The sequence below is a fragment of the Brevibacterium limosum genome (assembly GCF_011617705.1).
GTDB lineage: Bacteria > Actinomycetota > Actinomycetes > Actinomycetales > Brevibacteriaceae > Brevibacterium > Brevibacterium limosum.
The window spans coordinates 2780676-2799630 of record NZ_CP050154.1; the positions used below are offsets into that span (position 1 = coordinate 2780676).

General features: G+C 60.9%; 15 protein-coding genes and 3 rRNA genes. 10 read left to right on the forward strand and 8 right to left on the reverse strand.

What is annotated here, in order from left to right; translation table 11 throughout:
- Nucleotides 1-85 precede the first annotated feature (85 nt).
- Nucleotides 86-454, forward strand: a complete 369-nt coding sequence (locus GUY37_RS19230; protein WP_228278498.1) for a hypothetical protein — start codon at nucleotides 86-88, stop codon at nucleotides 452-454.
- Nucleotides 390-659, forward strand: coding sequence for a GNAT family N-acetyltransferase (locus GUY37_RS19235; protein ID WP_266096642.1), 270 nt, complete (start codon nucleotides 390-392; stop codon nucleotides 657-659). The genes GUY37_RS19230 and GUY37_RS19235 overlap by 65 nt, the downstream gene beginning before the upstream one ends.
- A 127-nt stretch (nucleotides 660-786) precedes the next feature.
- Here the strand turns inward: GUY37_RS19235 and rrf are convergent.
- The 5 genes from rrf to GUY37_RS12555 all read right to left on the reverse strand — a co-directional run bounded on the left by rrf (nucleotide 787) and on the right by GUY37_RS12555 (nucleotide 7499).
- Nucleotides 787-905: ribosomal RNA gene (gene rrf / locus GUY37_RS12535) — 5S ribosomal RNA — on the reverse strand.
- 180 nt (nucleotides 906-1085) lie between these two features.
- Nucleotides 1086-4204: ribosomal RNA gene (locus tag GUY37_RS12540) — 23S ribosomal RNA — on the reverse strand.
- Between the two features lie 417 nt (nucleotides 4205-4621).
- Nucleotides 4622-6150, reverse strand: a 16S ribosomal RNA gene (locus GUY37_RS12545).
- Together the 16S, 23S and 5S rRNA genes form the textbook arrangement of a ribosomal RNA operon.
- A gap of 155 nt (nucleotides 6151-6305) precedes the next feature.
- A complete protein-coding gene (locus tag GUY37_RS12550) occupies nucleotides 6306-6641 on the reverse strand; it encodes a hypothetical protein (RefSeq protein WP_166826184.1) in 336 nt (111 codons plus the stop codon).
- Nucleotides 6642-6824: 183 nt separating this feature from the next.
- The gene (locus tag GUY37_RS12555; RefSeq protein WP_407645358.1) at nucleotides 6825-7499 is read right to left on the reverse strand and encodes an SOS response-associated peptidase; all 675 of its coding nucleotides are present in this window, start codon (nucleotides 7497-7499) and stop codon (nucleotides 6825-6827) included.
- A gap of 52 nt (nucleotides 7500-7551) precedes the next feature.
- Between GUY37_RS12555 and GUY37_RS12560 the strand changes: the two genes are divergently transcribed.
- The 5 genes from GUY37_RS12560 to GUY37_RS12580 all read left to right on the forward strand — a co-directional run bounded on the left by GUY37_RS12560 (nucleotide 7552) and on the right by GUY37_RS12580 (nucleotide 12474).
- Nucleotides 7552-8067, forward strand: a complete 516-nt coding sequence (locus GUY37_RS12560; RefSeq protein ID WP_166826190.1) for a MarR family winged helix-turn-helix transcriptional regulator — start codon at nucleotides 7552-7554, stop codon at nucleotides 8065-8067.
- Between the two features lie 198 nt (nucleotides 8068-8265).
- On the forward strand, nucleotides 8266-9432 hold the full coding sequence (locus GUY37_RS12565; protein WP_166826193.1) for an acyl-CoA dehydrogenase family protein: 1167 nt from the start codon (nucleotides 8266-8268) through the stop codon (nucleotides 9430-9432).
- Between the two features lies 1 nt (nucleotide 9433).
- The gene (locus GUY37_RS12570; RefSeq protein WP_166826201.1) at nucleotides 9434-10489 is read left to right on the forward strand and encodes an enoyl-CoA hydratase/isomerase family protein; all 1056 of its coding nucleotides are present in this window, start codon (nucleotides 9434-9436) and stop codon (nucleotides 10487-10489) included.
- Nucleotides 10486-11262 (forward strand): enoyl-CoA hydratase, encoded by a 777-nt coding sequence (locus GUY37_RS12575; RefSeq protein ID WP_166826203.1) that lies wholly within the window; start codon nucleotides 10486-10488, stop codon nucleotides 11260-11262. The genes GUY37_RS12570 and GUY37_RS12575 overlap by 4 nt, the downstream gene beginning before the upstream one ends.
- Before the next feature lie 297 nt (nucleotides 11263-11559).
- Nucleotides 11560-12474 (forward strand): NAD(P)H-dependent flavin oxidoreductase, encoded by a 915-nt coding sequence (locus GUY37_RS12580; protein ID WP_407645409.1) that lies wholly within the window; start codon nucleotides 11560-11562, stop codon nucleotides 12472-12474.
- Nucleotides 12475-12583: 109 nt separating this feature from the next.
- Here the strand turns inward: GUY37_RS12580 and GUY37_RS12585 are convergent, their stop codons facing one another.
- Both GUY37_RS12585 and trpS read right to left on the reverse strand, forming a co-directional pair.
- A complete protein-coding gene (locus GUY37_RS12585; RefSeq protein WP_152348397.1) occupies nucleotides 12584-13633 on the reverse strand; it encodes an App1 family protein in 1050 nt (349 codons plus the stop codon).
- A gap of 2 nt (nucleotides 13634-13635) precedes the next feature.
- The gene (gene trpS, locus GUY37_RS12590; RefSeq protein WP_166826207.1) at nucleotides 13636-14634 is read right to left on the reverse strand and encodes a tryptophan--tRNA ligase; all 999 of its coding nucleotides are present in this window, start codon (nucleotides 14632-14634) and stop codon (nucleotides 13636-13638) included.
- Nucleotides 14635-14857: 223 nt separating this feature from the next.
- Here trpS and GUY37_RS12595 point away from each other — a divergent pair, with 223 nt between their 5' ends.
- Together GUY37_RS12595 and GUY37_RS12600 are read left to right on the forward strand one after the other, a co-directional pair.
- Entirely contained in the window at nucleotides 14858-17080 is a 2223-nt protein-coding gene (locus tag GUY37_RS12595) for a carbon starvation CstA family protein (protein ID WP_166826208.1), read from the forward strand.
- On the forward strand, nucleotides 17077-17313 hold the full coding sequence (locus GUY37_RS12600) for a CstA-like transporter-associated (seleno)protein (RefSeq protein ID WP_166826210.1): 237 nt from the start codon (nucleotides 17077-17079) through the stop codon (nucleotides 17311-17313). Before GUY37_RS12595 ends, GUY37_RS12600 begins: the two co-directional genes overlap by 4 nt.
- A gap of 232 nt (nucleotides 17314-17545) precedes the next feature.
- Here GUY37_RS12600 and GUY37_RS12605 read toward each other — a convergent pair whose 3' ends face one another.
- Nucleotides 17546-18361 carry an exodeoxyribonuclease III gene (locus GUY37_RS12605; RefSeq protein WP_166826212.1) on the reverse strand — a complete coding sequence of 272 codons (816 nt, stop codon included), beginning with the start codon at nucleotides 18359-18361 and terminating at the stop codon, nucleotides 17546-17548.
- Between the two features lie 86 nt (nucleotides 18362-18447).
- Here GUY37_RS12605 and GUY37_RS12610 point away from each other — a divergent pair, with 86 nt between their 5' ends.
- Nucleotides 18448-18936, forward strand: coding sequence for a GNAT family N-acetyltransferase (locus GUY37_RS12610; protein ID WP_152348402.1), 489 nt, complete (start codon nucleotides 18448-18450; stop codon nucleotides 18934-18936).
- Nucleotides 18937-18955: the final 19 nt, after the last annotated feature.

Genomic DNA, 18955 nt, shown 5'->3' on the forward strand with positions numbered 1-18955 from the left:
GACCAGATAATGGACAGCGTTGTCCGCTCACTTCAAGTGGGATATAGGTCTTCCGCGCAGTCCGGTGGCAGCAGAACAGGAAAGAATGAGCACAATGCGGATGGACATCCCAGAGGTCTGGCCACCATTCGCACTTCATCTGCGATCCGGTGATATGGAGCTCTCCCCTGCGCGGGAGGCCGACACTCCCGAGCTCGCAGAGATCGCCCGAGGCGGAGTCAGACGGGACGGAATCGAGGCGTTCCTCGACGATTGGGACTCGGGCAGCGATGAACAGGTCGCGCGCAGCCTCGCTCAGTATCACTGGTCGACTCGCGCGACCTTCACCGTTGACGATTGGACGATGGAATTCACTGTCAGAGCCGGGGGCCGCGCTGGGTGTCCAAGGCGTGAACGGACATCGGTATCCGCTGACGAGGACCGTCTCGACCGGATCGTGGCTGGCGCTTCCTGAGCAGGGCCATGGCTACGGCACCCGAATGAGACGGGCCGTCATCGAAGCCTTCATCGGAGACTTCGGTGCTGCTCGATTCGATACAGCCTATTTCCAGGGCAACCACGCGAGCCGGCGGGTATCGGAGAAGCTCGGGTATTCACCCTATCGCAACGACACAGTCCGAGAGTTCCTCAACCTCCACACCACCGCTATTGCTACCTGACGGCGGCTGAGCTACCTCGCGCCAGGTAGCAGTACCCCCGTCAGGTAGCACCAACACACCACCACCGGTGAATAGCAGAAAGGCCCCACCCAACACAGTTGGATGAGGCCTCCCCACTCAAAAAATATTGCGGCGGTCACTTACTCTCCCACAACCACCAAGTTGCAGTACCATCAGCGCGAATGGGCTTAGCTACCGGGATCGGAACGGTTAACCGGGCGTTTCCCCACCACTATCACCACCGCAAAACCAACAAACCACCACACCCAAACCCATGCTCAGGTGGTAGTGGTCCAAGAACCGCACAGCGAACGCGAACACCAAAAACTCATGCAACATGCACACCCTATGGGTGTGAACTCTTCACATCATCCTAGAAAAACAAACAAAACTGTTTTCGCACACACCAACCCCAAAAATTGGATGGTTGATGAGTGATCGGTGTATTAGTACCAGTCAACTCCACACCTTACAGTGCTTCCATACCCGGCCTATCAACCCCATCATCTATAGGACACCTCCCCCAACAAATGTTGGTCGGAAATCTCATCTCGGAGCAGGCTTCCCGCTTAGATGCTTTCAGCGGTTATCCATCCCGAACGTAGCCAACCAGCCATGCTCCTGGCGGAACAACTGGCACACCAGAGGTTCGTCCGTCCCGGTCCTCTCGTACTAAGGACAGACCTCCACAAATTTCCTACGCACGCAGCGGATAGGGACCGAACTGTCTCACGACGTTCTAAACCCAGCTCGCGTACCGCTTTAATGGGCGAACAGCCCAACCCTTGGGACCGACTCCAGCCCCAGGATGCGACGAGCCGACATCGAGGTGCCAAACCATGCCGTCGATATGGACTCTTGGGCAAGATCAGCCTGTTATCCCCGAGGTACCTTTTATCCGTTGAGCGACCACGCTTCCACAAGCCATGGCCGGGTCACTAGTCCCAGCTTTCGCTCCTGCTCGACACGTCCGTCTCACAGTCAAGCTCCCTTGTGCACTTACACTCGACACCTGATTGCCAACCAGGCTGAGGGAACCTTTGGGCGCCTCCGTTACTCTTTAGGAGGCAACCGCCCCAGTTAAACTACCCATCAGGCACTGTCCCTGAACCCGATCAGGGTCCGAAGTTCAGGAATCCACTATGGTCAGAGTGGTATTTCACCGATCGACTCCACCCCAACTAGCGTCAGGGTTTCCCAGTCTTCCACCTATCCTACACAAACCACACCGAATCCCAATACCAAACTATAGTGAAGGTCTCGGGGTCTTTCCGTCCTGCTGCGCGTAACGAGCATCTTTACTCGTAATGCAATTTCGCCGAGTTCGTGGTTGAGACAGCAGAGAAGTCGTTACGCCATTCGTGCAGGTCGGAACTTACCCGACAAGGAATTTCGCTACCTTAGGATGGTTATAGTTACCACCGCCGTTTACTGGGGCTTAAATTCTCCGCTTCACCCCAAAAAAGGGGTTAACAGGTCCTCTTAACCTTCCAGCACCGGGCAGGCGTCAGTCCGTATACATCGACTTACATCTTCGCACGGACCTGTGTTTTTAATAAACAGTCGCTTCTCTCTGGCCTCTGCGACCACCACCAGCACATCCCAGAGCAAGTCTGGTTCACCGGGATGGTCCCCCTTCTCCCGAAGTTACGGGGGCATTTTGCCGAGTTCCTTAACCACGATTCTCTCGATCACCTTAGTATTCTCTACTCGACCACCTGTGTCGGTTATAGGGTACGGGCAACACACACCCTCACGTCGATGCTTTTCTCGGCAGCAGAGGATCACCAGATCACCCCACCAATGTGGGGCGCCCATCAGCTCTCACACACCTGTGGGGACGGATTTACCTACCCCCACGTGCTACAACCTTAGACCGTGACTACCATCGCACGGCCTGGCTACCTTTCTGCGTCACACCTCACGCTTACCGACTCCACACTCAGGTCCCCCATTTCTCACCCAGACCAACATCCGAAGATGTCAGGGGTGAGCGACGGGGTTAGTTTCGTGTGTTTTGGTACTGTCGGTTGTGTGTCGGTACCAGAATATCAACTGGTTGTCCATCGACTACGCCTGTCGGCCTCGCCTTAGGTCCCGACTTACCCAGGGCGGATTAGCCTAGCCCTGGAACCCTTGGTCATCCGGTGGACGGGTTTCTCACCCGTCTTTCGCTACTCATGCCTGCATTCTCACTCGAATCGCCTCCACCACTCGTTCACACGGCAGCTTCACCAGCAACTCGACGCTCCCCTACCCAACACCACACCATTACGGCGTATGTGGTGCTGCCACAACTTCGGCGGTGTACTTAGCCCCGCTACATTATCGGCGCTCAATCACTTGACCAGTGAGCTATTACGCACTCTTTCAAGGATGGCTGCTTCTAAGCCAACCTCCTGGTTGTCTTCGCAACTGAACATCCTTTCCCACTGAGCACACGCTTAGGGGCCTTAGTTGATGGTCTGGGCTGTTTCCCTCTCGACAATGAAGCTTATCCCCCACTGTCTCACTGCCACGCTGAACCTTGACTGGCATTCGGAGTTTAGTTGACGTCAGTAACCCGGTAGGGCCCATCAGCCATCCAGTAGCTCTACCTCCAGCAAGAACCACGCAACGCTGCACCTAAATGCATTTCGGGGAGAACCAGCTATCACAGAGTTTGATTGGCCTTTCACCCCTAACCACAGGTCATCCCCTCCATTTTCAACTGAAGTGGGTGCGGGCCTCCACGCGCTCTTACACACGCTTCACCCTGCCCATGGCTAGATCACTCCGCTTCGGGTCTAGGACACGCGACTCAATCGCCCTGTTCGGACTCGCTTTCGCTACGGCTACCCCACACGGGTTAACCTCGCCACGCACCGCTAACTCGCAGGCTCATTCTTCAAAAGGCACGCCATCACAGCCATCAAGATGCTGCTCTGACGGATTGTAAGCACATGGTTTCAGGTACTCTTTCACTCCCCTCCCGGGGTACTTTTCACCATTCCCTCACGGTACTATCCGCTATCGGTCATCAGGAAGTATTTAGCCTTACCAGGTGGTCCTGGCAGATTCACACGAAATTCCACGAGTTCCGTGCTACTCGGGCAACGCACACACTGCGACGTGTTGACGTTTCGCCTACGGGACTCTCACCCACTCCGGTCCTGTTTCCCACCAGGTTCGACTACACCAATCACGCTCACAGACCGGCCATGCTGAACCAGACCATGCACACCCCACAACACCCTGCCAGCAAAACCAGCACGCTTGACACTGACAGGGTTTAGGCTCATCCGGTTTCGCTCGCCACTACTGCCGGAATCATTGTTATTTTCTCTTCCTGCGGGTACTGAGATGTTTCACTTCCCCGCGTTCCCCCCACATGCCCTATATATTCAGACACGGGTCACCACCCTCACGAGTGGCGGGGTTTCCCCATTCGGACACCCTCGGATCAACGCCTGTTTATCGGCTCCCCGAGGCTTATCGCAGATTTCCACGTCCTTCATCGGCTCCTGATGCCAAGGCATCCACCATGCGCTCTTACACACTCACCCCACCCCCAAGAAGGGGCCGGTTCGTGTGCGCGAAAAATTGTTTCATTCACCTTTACTCGATGATGACAAGAAAAATCACATTACATAAACAACACAAAAAATTGTGTCATTTGATGCTCGCGTCCACTATACGATTCTCAAACCACTACCAAACACCCACCACCCACAACCACACCGTGGCTGCGAAATGACCGGGTTGGTCCTGTTGGTTGAAACCACACCCACACCTACGTGTGGGGTTTGTGATTCCAGGACCCAATAACGTGTTTGTCCTAGCCCATACAACAATCAACGTCGACACGGCAGTCACCGGACAACGCTGGAAGGTATGAGCGGAAGAAGTGATGTTCCACCCTTGAGCTCTCATGATGACCACATGCGGGTCATGCCATGAGGATCTTAATGTGTGCTCCTTAGAAAGGAGGTGATCCAGCCGCACCTTCCGGTACGGCTACCTTGTTACGACTTAGTCCCAATCACCAGTCCCACCTTAGACGGCCCCCTCCCCCAAACGGGGGTTAGGACACCGGCTTCGGGTGTTACCGACTTTCGTGACTTGACGGGCGGTGTGTACAAGGCCCGGGAACGTATTCACCGCAGCGTTGCTGATCTGCGATTACTAGCGACTCCGACTTCACGTAGTCGAATTGCAGACTACGATCCGAACTGAGACTGGCTTTAAGGGATTCGCTACCCTCACGGGTTCGCCTCTCTCTGTACCAGCCATTGTAGCATGCGTGAAGCCCAAGACATAAAGGGCATGATGATTTGACGTCATCCCCACCTTCCTCCGAGTTGACCCCGGCAGTCTCCTATGAGTTCCCACCATCACGTGCTGGCAACATAGAACGAGGGTTGCGCTCGTTGCGGGACTTAACCCAACATCTCACGACACGAGCTGACGACAACCATGCACCACCTGTACACCAGCTCCAAAGAGAAGAACTGTTTCCAGAACGGTCTGATGTATGTCAAGCCTTGGTAAGGTTCTTCGCGTTGCATCGAATTAATCCGCATGCTCCGCCGCTTGTGCGGGCCCCCGTCAATTCCTTTGAGTTTTAGCCTTGCGACCGTACTCCCCAGGCGGGGCACTTAATGCGTTAGCTACGGCGCGGAGAACGTGGAATGTCCCCCACACCTAGTGCCCAACGTTTACGGCATGGACTACCAGGGTATCTAATCCTGTTCGCTCCCCATGCTTTCGCTCCTCAGTGTCAGTTACAGCCCAGAGTCCCGCCTTCGCCACCGGTGTTCCTCCTGATATCTGCGCATTTCACCGCTACACCAGGAATTCCAGACTCCCCTACTGCACTCTAGTCAGCCCGTACCCACTGCACGCGCAACGTTAAGCGTTGCGTTTCCACAGCAGACGTGACCAACCACCTACGAGCTCTTTACGCCCAATAATTCCGGACAACGCTCGTACCCTACGTATTACCGCGGCTGCTGGCACGTAGTTAGCCGGTACTTCTTCTGCAGGTACCGTCACTTTCGCTTCTTCCCTGCTGAAAGCGGTTTACAACCCGAAGGCCGTCATCCCGCACGCTGCGTCGCTGCATCAGGGTTTCCCCCATTGTGCAATATTCCCCACTGCTGCCTCCCGTAGGAGTCTGGGCCGTGTCTCAGTCCCAGTGTGGCCGGTCGCCCTCTCAGGCCGGCTACCCGTCGTCGCCTTGGTGGGCCATTACCCCACCAACAAGCTGATAGGCCGCGAGCCCATCCCCGATCGAAAAACTTTCCACCAGAGAAGATGCCTTCTCCGGTCGTATCCGGTATTAGACCCAGTTTCCCAGGCTTATCCCGAAATCAGGGGCAGGTTACTCACGTGTTACTCACCCGTTCGCCACTCATCCACCAGGTGCAAGCACCCGGCTTCAGCGTTCGACTTGCATGTGTTAAGCACGCAGCCAGCGTTCGTCCTGAGCCAGGATCAAACTCTCCATAAAAAAACTTTATGTTACGAATCAATCCCAGCAAGACAGCCAACCCCTCACGGGGTGAGAAGGTTGACCAAAAAATATCCCGACCAAACACACCATCCACCCATGTGATGCGGGAGGTTCGGCGAAGAACCACCCACCAGGGTGAACCAGATGTTCGATCAGGTGATTGTCTCACCAGAAAATATTAAATGTTCTGGCATCACAACTTGTTCAAACAAACACGCTATTGGATTCTCAAACCACAAACACACACCCATCACCACACCACACAAAAGCAGCGTGTTCACTGGGGGTATCAGTTTCTCTGTGCACTTTTCGTCTTGCGACTCGCTGTGCCAGCGGATGTCTACTCTACATGCTTGTTCTGATCCGCGCAACTCGAAGTTCATCTTCGGTTTGCTCGCATCGTCCCCGATCAGAGCGACTGCTGCCGTTCCTTGCGTCCCGGCAACCTGGTCAACAATACACACATCTGCGGCCACCTGCAAAACCACTCCGACCGCACCCTCTCCCCTGACCTACGAATCCCCGAGATCTCGGGCGAGAACGACCAGAGCAACGACCTCAGATCGGTCGCGCTCATTGCCATGCGGAGTTGAAGTCAGCACTTAAGGAAACAGGTTCGGACCGAATTCCGAAGACAGCTGCCTGAGGATTCAGGTGACAGGTGGACAGACTCACGCCACGGGTTCGGCGAGCTCCGGGGAATCGTTGCGGACGTTGCCCACCGCCCTGCCGACCCTATGTCGAGTCACGCTCGCGGGATCGACCTGGTCGAGAGTCGCTCCCAGCAGGCCCGGCACATCGTTCGTCAGCACTCCCGGGTCGATCCAGTCGCTGATCTGGTCGCGCCCGAGGAACACGGGCATCCTGTGGTGGACATCGCTGAGGTGCCCTGCGGATTCCATGGTCAAGATCGTCGCGGAGACCAGCCACGTCTCATCAGGCTGCTTCCAGAATTCGAAGAGCCCGGCCATGAAGAGAGGGTCCTTGCCGGCGGCGGTCATCATCCACGGCTGCTTGCCGTCCTCTGTGTTCTCCCATTCGTAGTAGGCCGGGATCGGCAATGCACAGCGACGGCGTTTGACGGCCTGCCGGAACATCGGCTTTTCGAGCACGGACTCGGAACGGGCATTGAATGCCTTGAAACCGATCTTGGGATCTTTGGCCCAGCCCGGGACCAATCCCCAGGAGGCGGTTTCGAGCCGACGGTGCAGCTGACCATCCTCGTCGAGGCGTTCGACGACGATCGGCACGAATGATCCCGGCGGCACGTTGAAGCGTGGGGTGTAGTCATAGGAGACGACGTCCAACCGCAGCTCGTCGGCGAGGTCTGCCGGATCGAGAGACATATTGAGTCGACCGCACATGCGCCCATCTTCTCACTTCACTACACTGTCGACAATGGCGGCAGAAGAGAATACAGGCACCGGATTCGATCCGATCGAAGAGTCCCGTCGGCAGTGGCTGGCCCACGGATGGGACGACGCAGCCGACGGAATGACGACAGTGATCTCGGTGATGAGGATCCACCAGCTGTTCCTGGCTCGAGTCGACGCTGCGCTCAAACCCTTCGCGCTGACGTTCTCGCGCTATGAAGTCCTCACTCTGCTGTCGTTCACCAGGGCCGGCACCCTGCCGATGTCGAAGATCTCCGCTCGCCTGCAGGTGCATGCGACGTCGACGACGAACTCGGTCGGCCGTTTGGAGAAGGCCGGACTGGTCGCCAGGCGCAGCCACCCCGATGATCGCCGGACGACCCTTGTCGATCTCACGGATGCCGGACGAGAGCTCGCCGCCCAAGCGACGACGGCACTCAACGCCGAGGTGTTCTCCTCCCCCGATTTCGCCGGGATCGACCTCGACTCTCTGCTCCCCCATCTCGAAATGCTGCGTTCGGGCCTGGAAACCGACAGCTGAACCGGACCGCCGCAGACGGCGCCGGCTGCGGCGACGGAATCGACCGCAGGCGCTCACCCCGGAAACCGCCCCACCACCCCATCGCCGGTCGGCAGATGGACGGAGGGCCACCTCGGCGAGAAATTAGTTGGATGTCCAAGTAATATGGACGTATCGTGGTGTCGAACACCACATACGCGTCCGATTCTTGGAGGAATCATGTCCCGCAGTACAGCCGCTGCCCTACCTTTCGGTCTCACCGACGAACAGCAGACCGTCGCCGGGATGGTGCGCGAGTTCGCCGATACCGAGATCGCCCCGCACGCCCTCGAGTGGGACGCCGAGCACTTCTTCCCGGTCGATGTGATCAGGAAGTCCGCCGACCTCGGGATGGGCGGAATCTACGTCAGCGAAGAAGCCGGCGGAACCGGAATGGGCCGGATGGATGCCGCTCTCATCTTCGAAGCGATGTCGACCGGATGCCCGTCCGTCGCCGCCTATATCTCCATCCACAACATGGTCGCGTGGATGATCGACAAGTTCGGCAATGACGACCAGAAGGCAAAGTACCTCGAGAAGCTCGTCTCCATGGAGCACCTCGGCAGCTACTGCCTGACCGAACCCAACGCCGGCTCCGACGCCGCCGCTCTGCGCACGTCCGCCCGCGAGGACGGTGATCACTATGTGCTCAACGGAGCCAAGCAGTTCATCTCCGGTGCCGGCACGTCCGAGACCTACCTCGTCATGGCGCGTTCCGGTCAGGAAGGTGCACGGGGGATCTCCGCCTTCATCCTGGAGAAGGACATGGAAGGCCTGAGCTTCGGCCCCAACGAGCAGAAGATGGGCTGGCGCGCCCAGCCGACGCGCCAGGTCATCATGGAGAACGTGCGTGTGCCCAAGGAGAACATGCTGGGCGAACCCGGCCAGGGCTTCAAGATCGCGATGTCCGGTCTCGACGGCGGGCGCCTCAACATCGGTGCCTGCTCTCTGGGCGGCGGACAGGCGGCGCTGGAGAAAGCCGTCTCCTACATGGGCGAACGCCAGGCCTTCGGCACCGAGCTCTCGGGATTCCAGGCGCTGCGCTTCGAGGTCGCGCAGATGCAGGCCGACCTCGAGGGTGCCCGATCCCTGCTGTGGCGGGCGGCAGGAGCCTATGACGCAGGAGATCCGAACACCTCACTGCTCTCGGCCATGGCCAAGCTCAAGGCCACCGACACCGGCTTCGAAGTCGCGAACAGGGCACTCCAGTTGCACGGCGGCTACGGCTATCTGACAGAGTATGGAATTGAGAAGCTGGTGCGTGACCTGCGAGTCCACCAGATTCTGGAAGGCACCAACGAAATCATGCGCGTGATCATCTCGCGCAAGAGCACAGGAGTGGGCTGATATGACAGAACCTTCGGCAGAGCAGGCGGACGCCTCCGTCATCACCTCGGTATCCAACGGGGTCGGCCGAATCGAACTCAACAGACCGAAGCTGATCAATGCACTCAGCCAGGACATGGTCGCACGCATCGATGAGGCCCTGAAGGCCTGGCGCGACGATGACGCGGTCAAGCTCGTCCTCGTCACCGGCCGCGGGGAACGCGGACTGTGCGCGGGAGGCGACATCAAGGCCGTGTACAACGACATCGTGGCCGGCAGCGACGAGAACGCGAGGTTCTGGAACCGCGAATACAAGATGAACCACGCGATCTCAGAGTTCCCCAAGCCCTACGTCGTCATCATGAACGGCATCACGATGGGCGGCGGAGTCGGCATCTCCGGACACGGATCGCACCGCATCGTCACCGATTCGACGAAGATCGGAATGCCGGAGACCGGAATCGGGCTCTTCCCCGACGTCGGCGGCACCCACCTGCTGGCCAACGGTCCCGGAGAGTTCGGCACGCACCTCGCGCTCACCGGGCAGCCCGTCGGCGCGGGCACCGCGATCAGTCTCGGGCTCGCCGACTGCTTCGTCCCCGATGCACAGATCCCCGATCTCATCGCCGACCTCACCGCCGGTGAGGACCTCGAGTCCGTCCTCGGCAAGTACGTCGGAGAGGCTCCTGCCGATGATCTCGCCGAGGCGGCCGACTGGATCAACGCCTGCTACGTCGGCGAGGACGCCGAGGCCATCGTCGAGGCTCTCGCCGCGCACGAGAACCCCGACGCCCGGGCCACCGCGGAGCTCATCGGCACGAAGGCCCCCACCTCGGTGAAGGTGACCCTGGCCGCGATCCGCAGGGCCGCGTCCATGACCCTGGCCGAAGTCCTCGAACAGGACTATCGCGTCGCCGTCGCCCTCACCGGACTGCCGGACCTCAAGGAAGGCATCCGCGCCCAGGTCATCGACAAGGACCGCAATCCGCAGTGGAACCCTGCCACCTTGGCCGAGGTCAGCGACGAGCAGATCCACTCCATCCTCACCACCGACCACGAAGACAAGGTGTTCTCATGAGCGAATTCGAAACCATCCTCACCGCCGTCGACTCCGGAGTCGCGACGATCACCATCAACCGACCGAAGGCGCTCAATGCGCTGAACCTGCAGGTGCTCACCGACATCACCGATGCCGCGACCGCCTTCGACGCCGATGATTCGGTCAAGGCGATCATCATCACCGGCAGCGAGAAGGCCTTCGCCGCCGGCGCCGACATCAAGGAGATGTCGAGCCTCGACTTCTCCACCGCGTACAAGGCCGACTGGTTCGCCGGCTGGACCCAGCTGACCGATGTCCGCAAGCCGGTCATCACCGCCGTCGGCGGCTACGCCCTGGGCGGCGGCTGCGAACTGGCGATGATGGGCGACATCCTCATCGCCTCGACGAAGGCGAAGTTCGGACAGCCAGAGATCAACCTCGGCGTGCTTCCGGGCATGGGCGGATCGCAGCGCCTGACCCGCGCCATCGGCAAGGCCAAGTCCATGGACATGTGCCTGACCGGACGGATGATGGGTGCCGAGGAGGCCGAACGCTCCGGTCTCGTCGCTCGCGTCGTCGAGCCCGAGGCGCTGCTGGAGACGGCCAACGAGATCGCGCAGACGATCGCTCACAAGTCCCGGATCGCCTCGGCGATGGTCAAGGAAGCGGTGAACACCGCGTTCGAGACGACCCTCGAACAGGGCCTGCGCTACGAGCGTCGCCTCTTCCACTCCTCACTGGCCACGAATGATCAGTCCGAGGGCATGGCTGCCTTCGTCGATAAGCGGGACCCGAACTTCACGGATTCCTGAGTTCTTCGCAGGAGCCGTTCGAACCTCGGCCGATTGCGATCCCAGCGGCGCAGACTCCATTGCGGAGTCTGCGCCGCTGTCGTCTCGGCTGCGGTTTGAGGCACGCGTGCGGCTTCTGCGAATCCGGTGTTCGGCTGAACAATCAGGGCCGGGATACATCACCGGCAATGTGTCACGCATCGCATTTAACAAACGTTCAGTTAGAGTGGGGTTATGCATTCATCTTCACAAGGAGGCACCGTGAGTTCCTTCACCGATCTGCACTCCCGACTCCGTCTGCCCGTCGTCGGCTCCCCCATGTTCATCGCTTCGGGACCCGAGCTCGTCAAGGCTCAGTGCCAGGCCGGAATCGTCGGGTCCTTCCCCACGCTCAACGCGCGGCCGGCATCGGCGCTGACCGACTGGCTCGACGACATCACCGAATCGAATGCCGCCCATACTGCGGCGAATCCGGATCGACCGGCTGCCCCGTTCGCCGTCAACCTCATCGTGCATCGGTCGAACAATCGCCTCGAGGCCGACCTCGCCGAGGTGGTCCGCCACCAGGTGCCCATCGTCATCACCTCGCTCGGTGCCCGTGAAGAGGTCAACGAGGCCGTCCATTCCTACGGCGGCATCGTCCTCCACGACGTCATCAACAATCGCTTCGCCCGCAAGGCCGTGGAAAAGGGCGCCGACGGAGTCATCGCCGTGGCCGCCGGCGCCGGCGGGCACGCCGGAGCTCAGTCGCCGTTCGCTCTCGTGCAGGAGATCCGCTCCTGGTTCGACGGTCCCCTGCTGCTGTCGGGCGCCATCGCCCACGGACGTTCGATCCTCGCCGCTCTGGCGGCCGGTGCCGACCTCGCCTACGTCGGTTCGGCCTTCCTGTCCACACCAGAAGCCAATGTCGTCGAGGACTACCGGAAGATGATCGTCGAATCCGGTGCCGATGACGTCGTGTACTCGAACTACTTCACCGGGGTCAAGGGCAACTACCTGCGCGGATCCATCGTCGCTTCGGGCCTCGACCCGGACAATCTGCCCGATGCCGACCCGACGAAGATGGATTTCGGCTCCGATCCGGATTCGGATTCGAAGGCGTGGCGCGATATCTGGGGTTCGGGCCAGGGCATCGGCGCACTCGGCCAGAAGCGGACGACCGGTGAGCTCGTCGAGGCCTTCGCTGCCCAGTTCGATGAGGCGAAGCAGCAGCTGATCGCACAGCTGCGCTGACCCCACCGAGCACCTCAAAGACCACCTCAGCCCCAATTGCTACCTGACGGCGGCCCAGCAACCCGGCGCCAGGTTGCTGGGCCGCCGTCAGGTAGCTGTGAGGTTCCGTTCAGATGGTCGAGATGATTCCGCGTTCGGTCAGACGGGAGGCCAGGCCCGCACCGTCGGGAGCATAGATCCACGGCACACCCTGGCCGCGACCATGTCGTTTCGACCGGCCGCCGGCCCACACCGCCTCGCCGACGGTGAGCTGCCGGATCGCGACAGCGGCGACGTTCTTCGGGTGGTTCTCGACGAACTCACCGTAGATCTCCTCGTCGTTCTGACCGTCATCACCGATGAGCAGCCACTTCATCCATGGGAATTCCCTGGCCAGACGTTCCAGGGAGTTGCGTTTGTGTTCCTTGCCCGACCGGAACACGCGGGTCGTCGTCGGACCCCAGTCGGTGAGCAGCAGCGGACCCATCGGGTAGAGATTGCGGGAGAGGAAGCGTTTGAGCGTCAGCGCCGAGTTCCACGCCCCCGTCGACAGGTAGATCATCGGAGTGTCCGGGCGCATGAAGGTGATTCGGTCATAGAGCACTGCCATTCCCGCCACCGGGGATCTCGCATGCTCGCTGAGGACGAAGGTGTTCCAGGCGGCGAGGAAGGGCCGGGGCAGCGAGGTGACCATGACCGTGTCATCGATATCGGAGATGATGCCGAAGGTCGAGTCCTCGCCGATGATGCGAACCGCCGCAGAGTCGACGAGCGAACCGTCGGTCCACAACTCGATCTCCGTCTCCCCCGGTTCGAACTCGCCGGGAATCACGGTGTCGATGATGCCGCCGCGGTCGGAGGTGACCATATGCTCTTCGTCGTTGACGCGCACCCATGCGGTGTCATTGGGCAGAGGCACGCTGACGAAGGACTTCCACCCGCGGATGCTCGCGTGGACATCGGCGGCCGGCTGGCCGTTCGGGGTGAGGACCAGACGCCCGAGCACCCGGACCCACCCGGTCCCGCCGTAAGTGTCGTAGGCGATGACGGTGCGATGGTAGGCGTGGTCGGTGGCCCGATTCTGGATCCACCCATTGAACCGGTCCTCCACCCGCGCAGCGGTGTGGAGCATATCCGGTGTGAGGTTGAGCGGGCCCTCTTCGGGCTTCTTCTTCGCCACGATCAGATGAAGCCGATCTTGTCATAGACCTCGCGCAGGGTCGCCTCGGCGATGGCACTGGCCTTCTCGGCCCCGCGGTCGAGGATCGTCTGCAGCTGGGCCCGGTCTTCGAGGAGTTCCACCGTACGCTCCCGGACGGGCGTCAGGGTCTCCACGGCCACCTCGGCGAGGTCGACCTTGAGGTGACCGTACATCTTCCCTTCGTATTCGGCGACGATATCGTCGACCGGCCGCGAGGTCAGTGACGAGTAGATGGTCAGCAGGTTCGACACTCCCGGTTTGCTCTCCGAGTCGAAGGCGATCTCGGTCCCGTCATCGGTGACGGCGGATTTGATCTTCTTCGTCAGGGCCTTCGCATCGTCGAGGATGTCGATGCGGCCCTGCGGGCTGGGCTGGGACTTCGACATCTTCGCGCCCGGGTTCTGCAGGTCGTAGATCTTCGCGGTCGCTTTGAGGATCTGCGCCTCGGGCACGGTGAAGGTCTTGCCGAAACGATAGTTGAAGCGCTCGGCGAGGTTGCGGGTCAGCTCGAGGTGCTGGCGCTGGTCCTCACCGACGGGAACGAGCTGCGGGTTGTACAGGAGGATGTCGGCGGCCATCAGCGCCGGGTAGGTGAGCAGCCCCAGGGACACATGGTCCTGCTTTGCGGACTTGTCCTTGAACTGGGTCATTCGGCTCGCCTCGCCCATCGAGGTGGTGCATTCGAGGACCCAGGACAGCTGCGGATGGGCGGGCACCTGGGACTGGACGAAGATCGTCGACTTCTCCGGGTCGAGGCCGGCGGCGATGAACTGCGCAGCAGTGCGCAGGGTGCGCTCCCGCAGCTCGGCAGGATCCTGCTCGACGGTGATCGCGTGCATGTTCGCGATGAAGTAGAAGGCGTCGTGCGACTCCTGGTGAGTCACGAACTGCTGCAGGGCTCCGATGTAGTTGCCCAGATGAAGGGAATCGGAGGTGGCTTGGATACCTGAGACAGTGCGCGGCTGTGAAGAGTTCGTCATAGTCCTATGATGCCATCTCCCCTTGTCGGCCTCTGATCAGGTGCTCGGTCTGGTGTCGGGGATCACGCATACATGCGCACCAGCGGTATAGTGACGTAGCAGATCACATGATTCACCAAGGTGTCTCCCAGTCCTCGAACATCTGTCGAGCAGTGGCCAGCGACGGTCCGATCATGCTGAGTACCCAATAATTCTGATGCGTCATCTCTCAAGGAGGAGGACTATGTCGGTCGAATACTTCAAGACCGAGGACGACCTGCCGCCGGTCGCCGTGGTCGAGAAGCCACGCTGGACGCCGGCGAAGATCGTGCTCTGGGTGGTCATCGCCCTCATCGCCGGTGCGGGCTGGTCGATGATCGCGTTCGTGCGCGGTGAAGAGCTGTCCGCCAGCTGGTTCGTCGCCGCCGCCGTCGGCAGCTACCTCATCGGCTTCCGCTTCTACGCGAAGCTCATCGAATGGAAGATCTGCCGTCCGAACCCGAAACGTGCCACCCCCGCAGAGCTCAACGACAACGGCCGCGATTTTGCGCCGACCGACCGCCGCGTCCTGTTCGGCCACCACTTCGCTGCGATCTCCGGTGCGGGCCCGCTCGTGGGACCGATCCTCGCCGCACAGATGGGCTATCTGCCCGGAACCCTGTGGATCGTCTTCGGCGTCGTCCTCGCCGGCGGCGTCCAGGACTATATGGTGCTGTTCTTCTCCATGCGCCGCAACGGCCGCTCCCTGGGACAGATGACCCGTGACGAGCTCGGACGCACCGGCGGGATCATCGCCTCCATCGGCATCATCCTCATCATGGTCATCCTCATCGCGGTCCTCGGCGTCGTCATCATCAACGCTCTGGCCGAAAGCCCCTGGGGCGTCTTCTCCATCGCTATGACCATCCCGATCGCTGTGTTCATGGGCATCTACATGCGCTACCTGCGCCCCGGGAAGGTCATCGAGACCTCGGTGATCGGCATCGTGCTCCTCGTCATCGCCATCATCGCCGGCGGCTGGGTCCACAACTCCCCGTTCTGGTCCGAGGTCTTCCACCTCGACAAGGTGACTCTGGCCTGGTGCCTGATGATCTACGGCTTCCTCGCCGCCGTGCTGCCCGTGTGGGTGCTGCTGGCCCCGCGCGACTACCTGTCGACGTTCATGAAGATCGGCACCATCGTGCTGCTGGCCGTGGGCATCCTCATCGTCAATCCGACCGTGCAGATGCCCGCTCTGACCGAGTTCGCGTTCAACACGGCGGGTCCGGCCTTCGCAGGTGCCCTGTTCCCGTTCCTGTTCATCACCATCGCCTGCGGAGCGTTGTCGGGCTTCCACGCCCTCATCTCCTCGGGCACGACGCCGAAGCTCATCGAGAAGGAGACGCAGGCTCGCCTCATCGGCTACGGCGGAATGCTCATGGAGTCCTTCGTCGCGATCATGGCCCTGGTCGCCGCGATCTGCCTCGACAAGGGTCTCTACTTCGCGATGAACGCCGCCGAACCGCTGACCGGCGGGACGGTCCAGGGAGCCTCGGACTTCATCAACAACTCCTTGGGCATGTCCGGGGTCGAGACGAGCCCGGAGGTCCTCGACCAGGCGGCCAAGGACGTCGGTGAGGAGAGCATCGTCTCGCGCACCGGCGGTGCCCCGACGCTGGCCATGGGAATGGCGCACATCCTCCACAATGTCTTCGGCGGGCCGGCCTGGATGTCGTTCTGGTACCACTTCGCCGTGATGTTCGAGGCGCTGTTCATCCTGACCACGATCGATGCGGGCACCCGCGTCGCCCGTTTCATGCTCTCGGATGCGCTCGGCAACTTCTCCAAGCGCTTCCGGGATCCCTCGTGGACGCCGGGCGCCTGGCTGACGACCGCGATCATGGTCGCCGCCTGGGGATCGATCCTGCTCATGGGAGTCACCGACCCCCTCGGCGGAATCAACACGCTGTTCCCGCTCTTCGGCATCTCGAACCAGCTGCTGGCCGCGATCGCTCTGGCAGTCGTCTTCGCCATCGTGTGCAAGATGGGCTTGGCCAAATGGGCGTGGATCCCCGGCATTCCCCTCGTCTGGGACCTGCTGGTCACGATGGTCGCCTCCTGGCAGAAGATCTTCTCCTCCGACCCCAAGCTCGGCTACTGGGCTCAGCACTTCGCCTACAAGGACGCGCTGGCGGCCGGCGAGACCTCGATGGGCAACACCCAGGGCGTGGAAGCGATGAGCGCCGTCGTGCGCAACACCTTCGTCCAGGGCACCCTGTCGATCGTCTTCGCACTCCTTGTCGCAATGGTCGTCGTCATGGCAGTCTGGAAGTCCATCGAGGCCATCAAGAAGGGTTCCCTGCCGACGACGGAGGAACCCTTCGTCGAGACGAAGATGTTCGCCCCGGCCGGTCTCATCGCTCGCAAACCCGAGCGTGAGCTGCAGGCGCAGTGGGACGAGCACGCAGCAGGAAGGCAGAAGGAATGAGCACCGCACATCCGCTCAGCCGCATCGCCAGCGATCCGTGGGGGTCCCTGCGCGGAGGCGTCTTCTGGCTCCACTGGTACCTCAAGGAGATCATGGGCGAGAACGCCTACATCCACTACCTCGAATCCTACGAACGCCGTCACGGCACCCGTGAGGGTGCGATGGAGGAGAAGGCCTTCTGGCGTGATCTCACCGATGAGCAGGACCGCAATCCCAAGGCCCGCTGCTGCTGAGGTGCTCAATCGCCGGAGCCTCTGATCGGCGACCAGTCAATCAAGAGCCCGGGTGCTCAGGACACTTCGTCCTGAGCACCCGGGCTCTTTGTGAGTCACGGTACCGTCTGCCGCGAGGGCACGGTAAGGCCGCGGTGCGGTCTGCCGCGGTGTCGCGGTGCCGCGGAACGACCTCAGCGCCTCTGTCGGTGTACAGATCTCGGACAGCCGCCTCGGCAAGGGTCTGTCTGTTTCAGGCCCTGACGGCCGGGAGGTCGTAGTCGATGACCAGCGGAGCGTGGTCCGACCAGCGTTCGGCCCAGCTGTCGGCCTTGTCCACGGTGGCCTTGACTGCGGTGCCGGCCAGGTTCGGGGTGGCCATGTGATAGTCGATGCGCCATCCGGTGTCGTTGTCGAAGGCCTGGCCGCGCATCGACCACCAGGTGTAGGGGCCGTCGACGTCGCCGCTGAGACGGCGGTGGACGTCGGCATAGCCGATCTCGCCGAAGAACCTGTCGAAGTAGGCGCGTTCCTCGGGCAGGAATCCCGACTTCTTGCGGTTGGCTTTCCAGTTCTTCAGATCGCGCTCGGTGTGGCAGACGTTGAGGTCGCCGGTGATGAGCACATGGTCGGCGGTCTCGGCCAGCTGCGGCATCCGTTCGATCATGCGGTCGAGGAAGCGGTACTTGTCATCCTGCTTGGGAGTGTCGGCCTCACCGGAATGGACGTAGGCGGACACGAGGGTGAGCAGTGTTCCGTCACCGAGGCGGAAGTCCGTCTCCACCCACCGCCCGGCACGGTCGAAGTAGCCGTCGTCGCCGAGTCCTTCACGCACCGCCTCCGGTTCGGTGCGCGCCATCACGGCGACGCCGGCGCGGCCCTTGGCTTCGGCATCATGGCTGATCGTGGTGTAGCCGGTGTCGGCGAGGACACTGTGCGCGATGTCGTTGGCAGCGCGCACCTCCTGGAGGGTGATGAAGTCGGGTTTCGCTGCATCGACCCAGGTAGGCATCCCCTTTCGCCATGCTGCGCGGACTCCGTTGACGTTGACTGAAGCAATCCGAATCATGTGATCTATGATGACATGGAGCGCACTATTCTTCAGGGACAGGGCGTTATAGAGTGAGGGTAAGAACGAACACATCAGGAGGCGCAATGGCCGTTGACGAAACTATCGAAACCGAGCAGCTGAGCATCAGTCCGCTCGATGAGGTCGACGCCCGCGAGATGCGCGAATTCCTGCTCGACGCCCAGGCGAACTTCTGGGGAGACCGCGACCTCAGCGGTGACCACGACGCCTACTGGTTCCGTCAGTTCGTGACCTCGGGACTCGTCGCCCGCTACCGTTCCGAGATCGTGGGGTACCTCCTCGGCGTCATCCCGCACGACGGACCCGCCTACATCCACCTGGTGGCAGCGCGCACCGATTTCCGGCATCAGGGAATCGGTCGTCACCTCTACCAGCACTTCATCGACCACGCGCGCAACCTCGGTGTGGATTCGGTCCAGGCGACGACGTTGCCGGAATCGTCGGGCGCGATCTCCTTCCACTCATCCATGGGGTTCAACGGCGAACTCATCGAGGACTATGCCGGTGTCGGCAACCCGCGTGTCTTCTTCGAGCTCAAGCTCGCTGAGGACTGACCGCCCGGCAGCCACCTCC

Excerpts from the sequence above, each read along its gene's own strand:
- GUY37_RS19230 (WP_228278498.1), top strand. The coding sequence starts at position 86 with ATGAGCACAATGCGGATGGACATCCCAGAGGTCTGGCCACCATTCGCA.
- GUY37_RS12555 (WP_407645358.1), bottom strand. The coding sequence starts at position 7,499 with ATGTCTCTCGATCCGGCAGACCTCGCCGACGAGCTGCGGTTGGACGTC.
- GUY37_RS12560 (WP_166826190.1), top strand. The coding sequence starts at position 7,552 with ATGGCGGCAGAAGAGAATACAGGCACCGGATTCGATCCGATCGAAGAG.
- GUY37_RS12565 (WP_166826193.1), top strand. The coding sequence starts at position 8,266 with ATGTCCCGCAGTACAGCCGCTGCCCTACCTTTCGGTCTCACCGACGAA.
- GUY37_RS12570 (WP_166826201.1), top strand. The coding sequence starts at position 9,434 with ATGACAGAACCTTCGGCAGAGCAGGCGGACGCCTCCGTCATCACCTCG.
- GUY37_RS12575 (WP_166826203.1), top strand. The coding sequence starts at position 10,486 with ATGAGCGAATTCGAAACCATCCTCACCGCCGTCGACTCCGGAGTCGCG.
- GUY37_RS12580 (WP_407645409.1), top strand. The coding sequence starts at position 11,560 with ATGTTCATCGCTTCGGGACCCGAGCTCGTCAAGGCTCAGTGCCAGGCC.
- trpS (WP_166826207.1), bottom strand. The coding sequence starts at position 14,634 with ATGACGAACTCTTCACAGCCGCGCACTGTCTCAGGTATCCAAGCCACC.
- GUY37_RS12595 (WP_166826208.1), top strand. The coding sequence starts at position 14,858 with ATGTCGGTCGAATACTTCAAGACCGAGGACGACCTGCCGCCGGTCGCC.
- GUY37_RS12600 (WP_166826210.1), top strand. The coding sequence starts at position 17,077 with ATGAGCACCGCACATCCGCTCAGCCGCATCGCCAGCGATCCGTGGGGG.
- GUY37_RS12605 (WP_166826212.1), bottom strand. The coding sequence starts at position 18,361 with ATGATTCGGATTGCTTCAGTCAACGTCAACGGAGTCCGCGCAGCATGG.
- GUY37_RS12610 (WP_152348402.1), top strand. The coding sequence starts at position 18,448 with ATGGCCGTTGACGAAACTATCGAAACCGAGCAGCTGAGCATCAGTCCG.